Genomic DNA, 14,378 nt, shown 5'->3' with positions numbered 1-14,378 from the left:
TGGACGGGGCGGTGGATCAGGTGATCGCGACGGCGATCCCAACCAACGCCAATCCCGCGGAGATTCCCTTGATGCGTTCGTCCCAGTCGTCAGGGACGTCCATGGCTTCCAGTTCCTGGACGGTAAGGTCCAAAGCCTTGAATGCTGTGCTGCTGTTCATGTGCTCACCCCCTTTCCCTTACCGCTGCTCGTTCGCCCGGTGGGCTTGGCAAGATGTGATGCCCAACTGCTGCCGCGTTGAGGACATGCTGAATCTGGAAAGCGTCGATTCCCCGGAGCATGGGAAGTGCCCCACCCCAGTTCCGGATGGCTGCGTCAGCGGTTTGCACCACCGTTTCCCCGCTGATGTGCTTGAGCCCGGTAATGCCCCAGATCCACATCAGTTCCTTGATGCCCTGCCCTGGGTTCGGATCCACAGAGGGTTCAGCAGCGGCCACCATGGACCAGAGCTGTTGAAGGCGTCCGTGGTCACCCCAAGCGCTGGCGCCGTTTCCAATTTCTTCCCAGACGGGACTGATCACCGAAGCCGTTGCGGTCATCTTGCGTGCGCCCGTGACGTACGCGAGCTCGTTGGCGAGGTACCAGTGCTTCGCTCCATAGGGGGCGCGGCCTATCAGCGACCATCCGGTATGGGTCTCCATGCTGAGGTGCCCCGCGGCCAAGCGCAGCTCGGGCGAATCCTCGCGCGTCAGCCTCTGCCCCAACCGAACTATCCGTTGGATGAGTACGTAGCCGTCGTCGTCGAAGATGCTTTCCCTGCTGCCAATCATGGTTCCCGCCACCCTGAGGAACGCTTCGAGCAGACCTTCGAACACCAGATGCCTGGGCAGGGTGGAGAGGTGTCCGGCGTCGAGCACTGCCACGTCACCTGCCAGATGCCGCGAGGCAACCAGACGGCGTCCGACGGCGGTGTCCAGGCAAGCTACAGCGCTGACTTCAGCGCCGGTCCCCACGGTGGACGGCATCAGAATGGTTTTGGGACGCTCGTTGGGGTTTGTGAGGGGAGGCAGGACGAGCAGGCCGGAACGCTTGGCGTGGCGTTCGGCAAATATGGTCAGGCTGGGGTCTGCGGTGAAGAGTGCGGCGAGCTTCACGGCATCCAAAACTGAGCCTCCGCCGAGTCCCGCTACGGTCTGAAGTCCGTTCTCGCGGATGAAGCGGCCCACCTCCCGCAGGGTTCCCACCGTGACCGGACCCGCGTTCAGCTCAAGGACCGGCACTCCCTTGAGGTCGCCCGCCACCATTGCATCCCGGTGCTCTTCCAGCTCTTTGTCCACCACTAACCCCGTTCTGCCGCGGGTGAGTTCGCCGACGAACTTGGGGGCCAGTCCGGCGTCGAGGATGACGCAACCGGTCCTCCAGAGGCGATCAGCGATCATTCGAAGACTCCGTCACCCTGGGCTTCAGCAATGCCTGCCTCTATTGCCGCGTGGAGTTCTGCGAAGTTCTCCTCGCTGTAAATGAGTGCTGGCAGAAGTTGGATCCGGCCCGGCCCTGGCTGGACGATGGCGCCCGCTTGGTGAATGCTCCTCACCACTGCCAAGACACCTTCGGAAGAGAGCGGCATACCGTTCCTGCTGTGGAGTTTGACTGCCCTGATGCATCCACGACCCGATGAGTTGCCGACTCCGGGGATGTCTTGAAGCCTTTCGATGAGGTTGCCGAGTCCATCGGCCACCTGCTTGCTCAGCGTGTTGTGATCAAGCCTCGTCATTTCGGCGATGGTGCCAAGGATTGCGGCGCATGTTGCCGGGGTGCCGGCCTGGGTCTCTCCGTGGACAAATACAGACTCGCTTGTGTCGAAGAGCTGGGTCACTCGCTGGGCTATCAGAAGGGCGGCGCATGCGCTGGTTCCGTTGGTCAGCCCTTTGGAAGTCACGATGACATCCGGGGCTTGCGGCCACTCGTTGGAAGCGAACCAGCCGCCCACGCGGCCGAAACCCGTGGCAACCTCGTCCGCGACCAGGAGGAATCCGTGGTCTTGGCGGTGTTGTTGCAGGGAGGCGATGAAATCATCCGGCACTGCTTCTGCGCCCGAACCCAAAACCGGTTCCACGATCACCGCCGCGATCCTGTGGCCTTCCCGATGCATCAGCTGAGCCAACTCCTGGCCTTGATCCTGGAACGCTATGTGGCGAATATTGCGTCGGTCCACGCCATACACGGCTTGTCCGAGTTCATCTCCGCTGAGCGATTGACTCCCATAGGTGAGCCCGTGGTAGCTGCCTTTCAGCCCGACCACGAGTTTCCGTTCGGGTTGACCGTTCAGCGCAAAGAACTGGCGTGCCAACTTCATGACGGCGTCGTTCGCGGCTCCACCCGATGTGGAGAAGAGGACACGCTGGAAGTTGTGTGCAGGCAGTGCGAGAAGGGCTCGCGAGGCCTCGACGGCCTTACTGTGAGCCGTCCGGAAGAGTGGAAGGTAGGAAGCCGTGCGAAGTTCTCCCGTGATCGCCGCTTCTATGTGTGGGTTTCCGTAGCCCAGGTTGGTGTTCCAGAGGCCGCTCTTTGCACAGATCCGCTGCTGGCCGTCTTCAAACGTCACGTGCACGCCACTGGCACTCACTGCCGTGTGGCTTCTGTCCGCGAAGTCGTGCTGAGTAGTGAGGGGAACCCAGAGCGGGCGCTGCGTTCCGGGAGCTGAACGTACCTGAACGGTGGTCATCAGCGCTCCCCAATGACGTCGATGCCCAGCTGCTCGAAATGTGTGAGAACGGTTTGCACGGCCTCCCCGGCTACCGCTGGGGAAACCTTGATAGCGGCCGCCACCGCCTTGGCAGCTCTGGCGACGTCCCCCAAGTTGGAGAGTGCTTCCACAATGGCGGCGGCATCAGGTCCGATATTGAAGTGCCTGCCCGTTGATGTGTCCAGAAGCGTGTGCTGGCTTCCCTTTGTGAGGATGAACGGAGCACCTGCGGATGGCGGACCATCGTTCAAAGCGGAACCGTACAGGCTGACTCCGAAGCCGACCAAGCGTGTGCCGGTGCGATCTTCATGTGGAATAAATTTCCATGCGTCCAGCGCAGCCAGGTAGCGGGGAATCCACGGTGCGGCGGCAAGTAGGTTGTGAATTTCCCGTGATGGGGACACCGAGGCGACAGCAGACTCCGGACGGAGGGCAATGGACTTCGTGCGTAGGTCTGCCAGGGTGTCACCCACCTTGCCGATCCTGGTTCCGTAAGGTCCGCTCAGAACGGTTCCATCCCACGCGATGTGGAGCCTTGCCAGCGGACGATTCTCCTTGTTTTGTCCAATCAGCAATGCACGCTCAGCCAACACGGCATTGACTTCGGTGAGTTGCGGGACGAAGTGCCCCGAAGTCCAGGCCTCCCGGGCATCGTCAAAGAACGCCTGCCAGTCCTCGTCGGTAGTGATCCGGACAACGGTCACACCCACAAGGTTCACAAAAGGAATGGCTACGTAGTCCTGGATCTCCAAGCTCAGGGATCCGTCAACCAGGAGTTCCTCCCCGGCGGCGTCGAACGATCCTGAAACCGTCACGGTGCCTTCGACATCCTTATCCCCGTTGAGGACCAGAATGGTGGAGCCTTCGCTCGCGAGCGTTTTCGCGTAATCGGTGTGTTCGCGGTTCTCGACGAAGATCACATGGCCCGGGATTCGGCCCGGTATGCCGGTGATCCACTGATCCACAGCGGCGGCAGTGCTCTGTTCCTGGCTCAGCTTCAAGTCCCAACCCCATTAGTCGTCTGTGTTCCCCAAGAGCGGCCGGCAGGTTGTCCGGGGCTCGTTCTGAAAAGGACACTATGGGCGGCTTGGTGGGCCACAGGGTGGAACGGGGGAAATAGGTGGTGAATGGGCCGAAAGTAGGGGTGATTTGGGTGTACCTAGGTGGTGGCTAGGGGTTGTCTAGGTGGTGACTTCGCTCGATCAGAAATAGAACGCCCAACCGGATTGGCGAGGACGCCGGATGAATAGCCATTTGCCGCCCAACCGGCCACTACCATGCCATATGGAATCGTTTACCTGGGCGAAAGCCTCCACAAATCAACCGGATACAAACAAAGTGGCCGTTTTGCTTCCCGGTGCCGGATATCCAGTGGAAGGCCCGGTCCTTTTCTGGGTAGGCGAAATGTTGGGTGCGCTTGGATGGCATGTTCAAGCTGTCCGGTGGACTCCTGACGATTCGCCGGGTGCTGCGCCTCACGAATTTGCGGCCAATGCTGCCGAGAGAGCTTTTGCTGCCTCACCCGACGCCGATCAACGTTTGATTGTCGCCAAATCGTTCAGCACTTTGTGTATCCCGTGGACCGAAGAAGCCCGTATGCCAGGAATTTGGCTGACACCCCTGCTCACAGATGAGCGGGTCAGAAGCGCTATCGGCGCATCGTCGAAAGATGACCTGTTTATCGGCGGTTCGCAGGACAAGCTCTGGGACGGCGGACGCAAATCTGAAACTGCCGGAACGTTCATGGAGGTGCCAGGAGCCGACCATTCATTGCAGATCCCAAGTGATTGGCGGGCATCTCAACAAGCCCAAGCCGAAGTGTTCGAGCGGGTTGAGGCATTTGTCTTGGGGCTGGGTACCGTCCCTCTCTAGAGCCATCCATCTGCAATTGGGCTCTGCTACAGAAAGCCGTGCCGGCAGGAGGAACCGTTCTCTTTTGGGTCTGAACCGTACCGTTAGTGGTACGTTTATGTCCTTCTGCTCTCGGCTCGAAGACTTCTTCAGGAACGCTGCCCTGCTACCCGGGTGGGGATGGGCGCTTGGCACAAATGAGCAGCCCAAGTCTCTGGAAATCACGCTGGACCAAGGCTGGGCGTGCTCGGCGCCGATAAAGGTTTCCGCCCCTGGTGCTAGTCCAGGGAAGGTCCTTGGAGTTCGGCGAGGAAGCCCTGCTGCTCACTCCATTTCGGTGTACCAGGGTCGCAGGATCGTTTGTGGTAGAAATGAGCATCTGTCGCGGCTGGGAGACCGTTGTATGGGCCAAGGACCACGCTGCCAAGGGAAGTATCCTTGATCGGTTCATCGCATCCGTGGCAGATGATCCAGAGGTCCTTGCCAATCATTCCTTCGAAAAGCGTCGGCTTTCCGGCGTTCTCCTGAATCTGAACCTTCATTTGCCACGTCTCCTTGGTTGGGCTGGTCCTACGCTAACGCGTAGCCCCGCCAACGTGGAAGCCGGATTATAGGGGAGCTGCTACTCCGCAAGTAATCCCTGGTCCCGCAGGAGCTGCGCAGGCATTTCATATTCGTGTCGAATGAGGTGCCGTACGAACTTGCTGAGGCCTGTTGCCTCCGCTTGGGTCACGTCATCGTAATCTTCTGGGTGGGCACCCTCGTTTCCCAGTTGATTGAGATGGTCGGCCCACTCCCAGAGCGAGCGATGAAGATCGCCGTCATTCTTCATGTGCTTGAGCGCAGATTTTAGGTGCCTTTCGTCCTGGGCTTTCTCTCTGCCTTTGTCTTTGACGAACAGATGGAGGGCGGAGCGGAACATGACTGCGGCGGCTCGGTTTGCCCCCACGGCGAGGGCCCGCATACCTTCGTCGTATGCGGAGGCTACGCCCTGGTTAACTTGCGAATCCAGAATGCCCGCTCCTGGCACCGGCCACCACATAAGTCCTTGTCCGTCGTTTGCATATACGACAGCTGTACCCTCTTTGCAGCCCTGACAGTGCAGGGCTGAAACGCTTCGGTTAGGGAAGCGCAGGTTGTCGTCGCCACCGTAAGAAAGCGCTGACACTCCGCTCACATTGAAACTGGAAATCCTTCCACACCATGGGCAAGGGCCGGTAGGGTCGCTGGGAGTCGGAAGGGAGTCTGGGTTCGCTTTATCGTCAGCCATTCTCCAATGTTCGCAGACCCCACCGACACGGACGGGTCTAGCGGCGCGGTTATGGGGCCGAGTGCAACTTTGTTGTCCGAGGCGGCAGGTGCCGGTACAGGGTAGTGCGCTTTAGGCCGGTCTTTTCCGTGATTTCGCGGATGCTTTCCAACTAAAAATGGACCCTTGCGCCGGGCAGCAGACCCGAACGGTGGGGGCGGGCAGGGAATGCATAAGGATGCTCTCATGCTGTCCGACGACTAGGTGATACTGGTGCCGCACTGGCGCCCCGAGCCCTGTCGTTACTGCGCCCGACGTGCTCTGCAAGATCGATCCCTCGGTGCGCGCCCAGTCTCGCGTGAGCAGTCTCCGTGGCCGTCGGAGGCACGGCTGCAACCATCGGCTCGTCCCCCATCGCCGCCACGAGTTGATCCGTAAACCGAACGCTAACGGTGTTGGCATAGATCATCCGCCGGTAATACAGGCTTTGCCTTCGGGGTCGGGGCGTCAGCGTCGGTTGACGTGGCGTGCTCACGGCTTGGCTGTGACTGCCCCACTCAAGCGCTGCTGCACGGTCTCCGACTAACAGGGAACCGGAACGTCCGGCAGTTGGGCTGGAACTAGTCAGACCACACATGCCGTTCGACTCGCGACTCCTGAAGGCGTTGTGGAATGTTTGATGCCACAGCCAAAGGTTGGACCACGCCTTCGCGGTAGACAGGGGAGAATTCAGCGGGAATCCACGGCTGGGTCGAATTTGGAAGTAAGGCGATGAGTGCATCCCGATTGGAGGGTTTCTCAGCCCACGAGTGAAATAGACCGCCTGGATACTCCTCTAGATGGCCGGCGAGGTACGGGCGCACGACGTTTGCATAGAGGGGGCCGAACCACATCCACCACTGCGGATGGGGCTTGAGGCCTACCCAGCCGTCCGCCAACCCGAGAGAACGATATTCCTCTGCACCCGGCGACCGCACAAGCTGTTTGCGTTCAAGCGTATAGTCCCTGAGAACTTCAGCAGTTGCGTGAAATGCATGGCACTGTTGTGCAAAGCGGATGAAGAAATCCCTCGCACGCGCGCGGAACGATTCGTCGAGCAGAGCTTCGGCCGCGACCGTCATCCGCATGGTCCGAACGTCGGTCACGCTGGTCGATTTCCGCGAACTGAGTGAAACCCAAGTTACTGGGTACTTTGTCTTGAAGCTGACTGCCGATGCGGGCTCCTGCCAAGCTTGGAAAAACGCAGCCTCCCCGTCGCGGGCCAAGTCCCATTGTGGGGGATGCTGCGTCCCAAACTTCCCAGGCACTGCTTGTGGCATTAACTCGCGGACTAGAGACAAATATCGCTGCGGCAGATCATCAGGCAGCTCGTCCGCTAGGCAGTACCAGGCAAACTCCACGGCAGCAACACGAGGATGGACCTTGAATGCCGAAGTAGAACTCTTAGGGGATCTCGGCCGAGGCCATACTTCAGCGGTTTGTTCGTCAAAGACTATTCCACCCACGTTACTGGCGAGCTTTCTTGCAAACCGGACAGCGTGGGTTATCTCCGCTGAGGCTGTGCCTTCGACGAAAATTTGGAACATGCAGCGAGCCTTGGCCCCCACAGCAGAAACTTCGTCTGGGACGTCTTCAGAAGTAATCTCAAACGGTCCGTCGACCGTGAAACTCTCGGCCTGCTTGGCCCCACGGAGTACCCGGACAGAACGCAGTGGCTCCGTGCCGTCGTTCTGGGAAGTATCAAGTTGCAACGTCTTGATCTCTTCCAACAGGGACAGCACGGGATCCATAGTTTGCGCTTCGGGGCTGTAAACCGTCACATCGTAGGACAAACTCGTCTCCGTTTCACAAGTTGCTTTGGCACTACATCGTTGGACCGATCGTACCGTTCAGGGAGTACGGTATCTCTTCCCGGAGGATATCCCCGTTGTCGATCAGCTCTTGCAACTCAGCGGACAGCTTTGTGTCCCCTCGGATATACAGGATCAGCTTCCCAGCTGGCTTGCCGTCAACTGCGGTTTCGGCATATTTTCTGAAGTCCTTGAGCTGTGTGGTATTTCGAAGATATTTGACATTCTTGACCTCGATGACGTTCCCGCCTTGCATTCCGTCAGGTATACGGGGCTTGGTCATGCCTGGGATTTTGACCTTGGTTTTCGGTACCTGGTCCAAACCGAGTGCATGTTCTGCCCATTTCCCGATAAGTGAGGACTTCTGGGGCGGTTTGGCATAGGCGGGATTGATGTTGGGCATCGAGCAGGAGTTGTTGGCTGCCCGTTGCATCAACGGTTGTCCCGAGCTGGAAGTGGCGCTCTTGTACATCCCCGTGGTCACCATTAGCGATGATGAGGCCAGGGGGGCACTGACTCGCCCAGCACCTGGGAGAGCGCAGGAACCGAAATCAGCTGCTCGCTTCTCGACGACCTTGATGGCGTCTTGGTGCCGTGTGAAGAAAGCCGCAGCTTTGGGGAGGATCCGTCCGACGAGGGCGATGGCTTCGGCGGCTTTGAAGAGTTTGCCGATGGGTAGGACGCCGATGAGTGCCATGCCGCAGGCGCCGATGTCGCCTTTGGTGAAGCAGTTGATGATGTCGGTGACGCCGAAGAAGTCCAGGAGGAGCTGGCCGCCTTCTTTGATGATGAAGTCAGTGATATCACCTTCGGCGAGGGTTTCGTGTGCTTTGCGTAGTTCCTCTGCAGCCTCGGGGCCGCCGGCGGCTTCGGCGGCGGCGAGTTCGTCAGCGGTGACGTCGCCGGTGGTGTTCGCGGCCGCTTTTGCCATGTTGGCGGCGGCATCTTCCTCGCGTTGGAGGTTGGTGGCGATCGTGACGGCTTCGGTGGCTGCAGCTGCTGCGGCTTCGGCGTCCTTGCCCGCGTTGATGGCTGATTGCTGCGCGCTGGCGGCGGCTTGGCTTGCTGTGGCGGCTGCGGCGGCTGCGTTGCTCGCTGAGGTGGCCGCGTCTGCGGCATGGGCTTGTGCGGTTTTGGCGTCGGCACGGGCCTGTTCTGCTGCCTGTCGGGCGGTTGCGAGTGATTGCTCGGCTTGCGCTGCTGAGTCTTTTGCCAGGTTGGCTTGGGTCACTGCTGTGGCAGCTGAGTTCGCGGCGTTGTTTTTGTACGTGGCTGCTTGGGCCGCGTAGTTGTTGGCATCGGCGCTGGCTTGCCGGGCGACGGCTGCGACCCGGGCGGCTTCGTACGCGTCCGCTTGGGCTTTCGCGGCGAAACCAGCTGCCTTTGAGATGCTGGCGTCGATAGCGGCGACGTGAGATTTGGTTTCCAAGTCGCGGGCGGTGGCTTCTTTCAAGCGGGACTTGATGAAATACCGCATGGCCGAGACGGGCCCTTCGAGGGCTACTTCGGCTGCGACGCGAGCTTCGGGGCCACCTGTGTCCAGTATGTAGGTGGCGGCGATGCGGTCATCGAGGTCTTTCTGGGCTTGGTATTGCTCTTCAAGGAAGATCCTGACCGCGTTAGGGTCCGGGCTATCGAGGGCTTTGGCGGCTGCTGCACGGACGTGTTGGCCTCCGGTGTCCAACAGGTAGGTGGCTCGGACGCGCATTTCGCCGGCTTCGAGCTGGTACCGGGTGGTCGTGACGAATTCAGCAACGGCTTCCTCGCCACTGTCCAAGGCCTCCTGGGCGGCGATGGTGATCGCCAAGGGGGCTTTGTAGGCGTAGGTCATGGCTTCGTCGAACTGGTCTTGTTCGAGTGCGACCTGGTGGCCGGTTTTGATGTAGGCGACGATTTCGGCGTTGTCGCCGGTCAGGGCTGCTTCGGCTCCTGCTTTGACCCAGGGGCCGCCGATCTTTGCCAGACCGAGAAGTGCTTTTCGGGCTGCCGGCATGAGGGAAGCGGTATTCGCGCCGGGGGCGGTGAGCTGGGTCAGGAGCTGTTGGGTGGTTGCTGCGTCGGTTTTGGCTTGGTCTTTGGATGTTTTCTCTGCGGTGAGGCGGAGTTCTTCGACCTGTTTCGCTGCGGCGGCTTGGGCGATACCGTATTCGCGCTCAGTGGCCAGCCGTTCGGAATCAACGGCACGGGCCTGCGCTGCTGTGGTTTTGGCAAGTGTTACGGCTGCTGTGGCCGCGTTTGCCGCGCTGATGGCATTATTCGCTGCGGTGGTGGCCCGCTGAGCATTGACGTCGGCTTGCCCGGCTGCTGCTGCTGCCTGATCGGCCGCTGCCGCTGCATTGTTGGCATTGATGATGGCGGCGGCTGCTGCTGCGCTTGCATCGTTGGCTGCAGCGGTGGCTTGCGCGGCGAGGGAAGCGACCTTCCGTACGGCAGCATCGGCGCGGTTAGCCGCATTCTTGGCCCTGTCAGCGGCCGCCCGGGCTTTGGCCGCTTCCTCGGCGGACACGCCGGCTTCGCCAGCTGCTGCTGCGGCAAGGTTAGCGGCGTCGATCGCGTTTTGCTGCGCGCCGCCGGCAGCGTTCGCCGCGTTCAGGGATTCTTGGATCGCGACCCGGGATGCGTCGGCGGCGTCCTTGGCGAACTGCGCGTTCTTTGCCGCGTCGCGTGCTACTTCTGCGGCTGTGCGGGCAGCTGAGGCCATGCCGGCGTTGCTGGCCGCGGAGGACGCAGCGACAAGGGCGTTGGATGCGGCGATGTTCGCACGCGAGGTTGCCGCCGCGGCGTTGGAAGCTGCGTTGGCGGCGGCGAGCATCGCTTGGCGTGCTTCCTGGGCCGCGTTGACGGCGATATCTGCCGCGTTGGCGGCCTGTTCAGCGAGGCTGGCTGCGCGTTTGGCTGCCGACGTTGCTTTCTCTGCGTTGCGTTGTCCTTGGGCAGCTTCGGCTTTGGCCTTCTCCAGCGCTTGTTTTGCTGCCAACGAGGCCGCGACGGCCTGCTTGGAGGACTCCTGGGCCTTGAGCTTTTCGGAGCGGGCGATGTCACTGGCTGCTTTGGCCTGATCTACCAGTTGTTGGATGGAAGCTGTTTCGATATCCCTGGCGGCAGCGACGAATTGGCCGTATCGGAGGAAGTCCTCGATGACCTGGGGGGAACCGGTATCGAGGGCAGCTTGGGCGGCGAGTTTGACGCTTTTCGAGCCTGAATCAATCAGTCGGTACGTCGCGATCCGGTTATCAAGTTCCTGGGCCTTAACCTTGCCGGTGAGCAGAAAGTCCTGGATGTTCTGCTCGGTGCCGTGGTCGAGCATCTTGGAGGCGGAAGACCGGACATGCGGGGTCCCGGAGTCGAGCAGGAACGTGACCTGGGTGCGGTTGTCGCCGACCCAGGCTGCGCGCCAGCCTTGGGTGACGAAAGTGTTCATGGCGGCGTCGCCCTCGTTGAGAGCCTTGGCTGCACCGGCTCGGACGTGCTCCCCGCCGATCATGGAGAGCTTAACCACCGTCAGGCGAAGGTCCTGACGCAGGGCGACGTCTTGGGGTGCGTAGGTTTCGCCGCTGGCCACCTCGCGGAATTTCTTCATGGCCTCCGGACCGCCAAGCAACGCGGCTTCAGCGGCTTCACGTACTGTCGGGCCACCCGTTTTCCACAAGCGCAGCACTCCGGCATCATCGGTGGCCCTGGCAACAGCTGCAGGCACCGCCAGGGGCGGATCATCGGCGCGTGCAATCACCGCGGTGGAGAGTAGACCCGCAACCAGCGCCACGGTCAAGGCGGCGGCAACGAAAGCGAACATGTACGCGCGGCGCAGGCCACGCACGACGACAGAAGTCATGAAATCCCCCAAGAAGCGCGAGCGTTTCAGGCCAGAAGGCCAAAAAAGAACAACCCGGAGCCTCCCCGGAGTAGAGGAAGGTTCAACAATTGGGCTGTCGGCACGAACGCTACCCAGAGGACGCCGCGTTCGTCCATAGCTTTGATTAACTTTATGAATGTGACGCGGGCGCGGCATTGTGACAATTGAAAGTTCTCTCTCATCTGTTACGATCCGTTCGAAATGTGATGTCAAGCACTACGTACCTAACCCGCGAAACCTTTTCTTGAGGCCCTATCCCGTGGTGGGTTCACGCCTGGCGAAGCATTTCATCTCACCGCATCCGGTTGGAGCTGAAGAGCTCCAACGCAAATAAGGGGACAAATGGGTCGGAAACGTGCCGCGACAATGATCGCGGCTTTCGTGGGGGTTGCTGGTCTTACTGCAGCGTTTGCCCCTCCAGTCATGGCGGCGTGGCCGCAGAATGTACCAACAGTCACGACGCCCACGGAGGCATCTTTCACCGTGGAGAACTTCATCCACCCCGGCGCAGACGTTATCGGCCCGGACCGGAAGATCACCCTGAAGGACGGCAACGGAAACCTTCAATGGGTTCCCTGCGTAGCTGGTGACGAAACGCAGATCGAAATTGACCATTGGGTGGACTCTCCCATCGGAGAGGTGACGCAGGTCGACTGCTTCAAAATCAACGGCACACCGGCCTGGCTCAAAATGGAAATTGTGGGATCATTCGGCATTGACGCCGGAACCGGCGACACCATCGTGACCACAGAACTCGACAATAAAAAAGAAGCCCGAAGCATCGAAGCAACCTGCCGATCCACGGTGCGCGGGCAGACAGATAAATCCACCGTCGTGGAACTGAAAGTCAACTACACCGGCACCACGCAGGAAACCAACTGCGAGGCCCCTGTAAAGGTCGTCACCCCATGAAAAACGCTCACATCGTAAAAAGGGCATCATCCGTTGCCACAGCAGCCGCCCTCGCGCTGTCACTCGGACTCATGGTCCAAGCACCGGCCCAGGCCATCAGCAACAGCCCGGCCACCCCCGCGAACACGAACAACTTCGTCGTCAAGATCGACACGGGCGTGAATACCTGCACCGGCTCCCTTGTAGCGGCTCAATGGGTCGCTACCGCAGCCAGTTGCTTCCAAGCCGACCCGGCCACCTATGCCTCTCTGCCTTCGGGTGTGCCCGTGAACAAGATCAAGGTTGTCCTCGGCGCTGACACACCCCTGCGCGATGCCAATGGGCTTGGCGTGATCCATGTCGAACGCCACCCCGACCGGGACTTCGCTATGGTCAAGCTCGCCAAACCCGTCGCCGGCGTCAGCCCGGTCAAGCTTGCCAGCACCGCGCTGACGGCCAACCAGCAGCTGAGCTTCACCGGTTACGGACGTACGCATGACACCTGGATCGCGAGTAAGAAGTTCACTGGGACGTTCACCGCCGGGACGCTGACGAACACGACGACCCAGATCAGCGGCGCCCCGGGGGTTTCCTTGTGCGCAGGAGACAGCGGTGCGCCCGGTCTCCGCACCGTCGGCGGAGTCACCGAACTGGTAGCGATCAACAGCCGCAGTTGGCAGAACGGCTGCCTGTACGCACAAACGTCCAACACCGGCCCCGGTATTGGCAGCCGCGTTGACAACATCACCGGCTGGATCAACTCCCTGATCTCCCTGAACGTGGCCAACGGCTCTATCGCCCAGATCCGGGCAACCGGCGCGAACGGCAACTGTCTGTCCGTCAACAACGGGAAGACACAGACCGTAAAGTGCACTACCAGCACCACCCGGAAGTGGGAGTTCAAAGACGCCGGTGCCGCTAATACATTCACGATCAAGAACGTCTCGGCCGGCACCTGCCTGACCGGCGACACCGACGCAAGTGCCTCGCCGCAAATCGCCGTGAGCACCTGCACCAACCCTGTCAGCGCCCACCAGAAATGGGAGCTTGCGGCGCAAACCGCCGACGGCACCGTCATCATCAAGAACGTCGGCAACCAAGCGGTCGCACAGTTCGAAGGAACAGCGGACACGGCAAACGCCAAGCAAGTACCCGGCGCCACGGAACGGGTCAAGTGGAGCCTCGGAAGCGGTGACTACTTCGACCTCAGCGCCTCCGACGTCGTCGCTGTCAACCCCGACGGCGTCGCCTACAACCTCTACCAGTACGAAGCGACCAGCACCCCCGGTCTGCTTAACGGTGTTCAGATGGGCACTGGCTGGTCCGGTCTGCAGTCAGGTTTCGTCACGGACTGGAACGCTGACGGATTCCAGGACCTCGTCGTCCACTGGAGCGACGGGAAGCTGCGCCTCTACAAGGGCACCACCAGCCCCTTCGGCGCATACGAAGTCATCGGCGAAGGATGGAATGGCTGGCAATTGAGCATCGGGCGCTGGAAGACCGGTGATAGCTACCCGAGTATCATCGCCACCAGCACCGACGGGATCATGCGTCACTACCAGAACCCCAGCGGAGCCAAGATCGGTGTTTACACCCAGATCGGTCAGGGCTGGTCAGGCCTGGAAATCGTCCAAATGGACTTCGACAATGACAAGTCAACCGACATCGTCGCGAAGAACAGTGCCGGCGAGCTCAAGCTCTACCGCGGCAACGGCACGGGGGGCTTCATCAACGCAACACCCCCGGTCATCGGCGTTGGTTGGAACGTCATCACCGCCATATCCCCGACCTCCGGCTTCGCTGGCCCCGAAACCACCGGCATGCTCGCCCGCACCAGCGGCGGCGAACTAAAGTACTACCCCATCGAAGCCGGCTCCTGGGGAAACCCGAAGGTTGTTGGCTCAGGCTGGTCCCCACTGAAAATCTTCCGCTCCACCATGCCCTAGTCTGCTAACCACCCAGAGTGTTTGAAGGGCCGTCCCTGCCCGGGCGGCCCTT

11 protein-coding genes are annotated in these 14,378 nt (G+C 60.6%); 3 read left to right on the top strand and 8 right to left on the bottom strand.

All coding sequences use genetic code 11. The features are described from left to right. Positions 1-16: 16 nt before the first annotated feature. The 4 genes from AC0J5Z_RS05765 to mpaB are packed head-to-tail and all read right to left on the bottom strand — an operon-like array spanning position 17 to position 3,687. On the bottom strand, positions 17-160 hold the full coding sequence (locus tag AC0J5Z_RS05765) for a daptide-type RiPP (protein WP_475038085.1): 144 nt from the start codon (positions 158-160) through the stop codon (positions 17-19). A 4-nt stretch (positions 161-164) separates the two neighbouring features. Continuing rightward, positions 165-1,379 (bottom strand): daptide-type RiPP biosynthesis dehydogenase, encoded by a 1,215-nt coding sequence (mpaC, locus tag AC0J5Z_RS05760; protein WP_475038083.1) that lies wholly within the window; start codon positions 1,377-1,379, stop codon positions 165-167. Next, positions 1,376-2,665, bottom strand: coding sequence for a daptide-type RiPP biosynthesis aminotransferase (mpaD, locus tag AC0J5Z_RS05755; protein ID WP_475038081.1), 1,290 nt, complete (start codon positions 2,663-2,665; stop codon positions 1,376-1,378). Before mpaD ends, mpaC begins: the two co-directional genes overlap by 4 nt. Then, complete coding sequence (mpaB, locus tag AC0J5Z_RS05750) at positions 2,665-3,687, bottom strand: daptide biosynthesis RiPP recognition protein (RefSeq protein ID WP_475038079.1); 1,023 nt, start codon at positions 3,685-3,687, stop codon at positions 2,665-2,667. Before mpaB ends, mpaD begins: the two co-directional genes overlap by 1 nt. Before the next feature lie 283 nt (positions 3,688-3,970). Here mpaB and AC0J5Z_RS05745 point away from each other — a divergent pair, with 283 nt between their 5' ends. Further along, positions 3,971-4,558 carry a hypothetical protein gene (locus AC0J5Z_RS05745; RefSeq protein ID WP_475038077.1) on the top strand — a complete coding sequence of 196 codons (588 nt, stop codon included), beginning with the start codon at positions 3,971-3,973 and terminating at the stop codon, positions 4,556-4,558. A 257-nt stretch (positions 4,559-4,815) separates the two neighbouring features. Here AC0J5Z_RS05745 and AC0J5Z_RS05740 read toward each other — a convergent pair whose 3' ends face one another. From AC0J5Z_RS05740 to AC0J5Z_RS05725, 4 genes are all read right to left on the bottom strand, one after another. After that, a complete protein-coding gene (locus tag AC0J5Z_RS05740) occupies positions 4,816-5,079 on the bottom strand; it encodes a hypothetical protein (RefSeq protein WP_475038075.1) in 264 nt (87 codons plus the stop codon). Between the two features lie 80 nt (positions 5,080-5,159). Then, complete coding sequence (locus AC0J5Z_RS05735) at positions 5,160-5,714, bottom strand: DUF4145 domain-containing protein (protein WP_475038073.1); 555 nt, start codon at positions 5,712-5,714, stop codon at positions 5,160-5,162. 692 nt (positions 5,715-6,406) lie between these two features. After that, on the bottom strand, positions 6,407-7,618 hold the full coding sequence (locus tag AC0J5Z_RS05730) for a hypothetical protein (protein WP_475038069.1): 1,212 nt from the start codon (positions 7,616-7,618) through the stop codon (positions 6,407-6,409). 31 nt (positions 7,619-7,649) lie between these two features. Beyond that, on the bottom strand, positions 7,650-11,468 hold the full coding sequence (locus AC0J5Z_RS05725; RefSeq protein ID WP_475038065.1) for a putative toxin: 3,819 nt from the start codon (positions 11,466-11,468) through the stop codon (positions 7,650-7,652). Positions 11,469-11,831: 363 nt separating this feature from the next. Here AC0J5Z_RS05725 and AC0J5Z_RS05720 point away from each other — a divergent pair, with 363 nt between their 5' ends. Next, positions 11,832-12,401 (top strand): hypothetical protein, encoded by a 570-nt coding sequence (locus tag AC0J5Z_RS05720; protein WP_475036742.1) that lies wholly within the window; start codon positions 11,832-11,834, stop codon positions 12,399-12,401. Continuing rightward, positions 12,398-14,326, top strand: a complete 1,929-nt coding sequence (locus AC0J5Z_RS05715; protein WP_475036741.1) for a trypsin-like serine protease — start codon at positions 12,398-12,400, stop codon at positions 14,324-14,326. The genes AC0J5Z_RS05720 and AC0J5Z_RS05715 overlap by 4 nt, the downstream gene beginning before the upstream one ends. Positions 14,327-14,378: the final 52 nt, after the last annotated feature.

This window comes from Paenarthrobacter sp. TRD_SC_7 (assembly GCF_056156245.1).
Note: the sequence above shows the minus strand (reverse complement) of the source record. Positions and strands in the feature narration are given on the sequence as shown.

Bases quoted from the DNA above. Each gene is read 5' to 3' on its own strand.
- AC0J5Z_RS05725 (WP_475038065.1), bottom strand. From the start codon at position 11,468: ATGACTTCTGTCGTCGTGCGTGGCCTGCGCCGCGCGTACATGTTCGCT.
- AC0J5Z_RS05720 (WP_475036742.1), top strand. From the start codon at position 11,832: ATGGGTCGGAAACGTGCCGCGACAATGATCGCGGCTTTCGTGGGGGTT.
- AC0J5Z_RS05715 (WP_475036741.1), top strand. From the start codon at position 12,398: ATGAAAAACGCTCACATCGTAAAAAGGGCATCATCCGTTGCCACAGCA.
- AC0J5Z_RS05765 (WP_475038085.1), bottom strand. From the start codon at position 160: ATGAACAGCAGCACAGCATTCAAGGCTTTGGACCTTACCGTCCAGGAA.
- AC0J5Z_RS05740 (WP_475038075.1), bottom strand. From the start codon at position 5,079: ATGAAGGTTCAGATTCAGGAGAACGCCGGAAAGCCGACGCTTTTCGAA.
- mpaC (WP_475038083.1), bottom strand. From the start codon at position 1,379: ATGATCGCTGATCGCCTCTGGAGGACCGGTTGCGTCATCCTCGACGCC.
- AC0J5Z_RS05745 (WP_475038077.1), top strand. From the start codon at position 3,971: ATGGAATCGTTTACCTGGGCGAAAGCCTCCACAAATCAACCGGATACA.
- mpaD (WP_475038081.1), bottom strand. From the start codon at position 2,665: ATGACCACCGTTCAGGTACGTTCAGCTCCCGGAACGCAGCGCCCGCTC.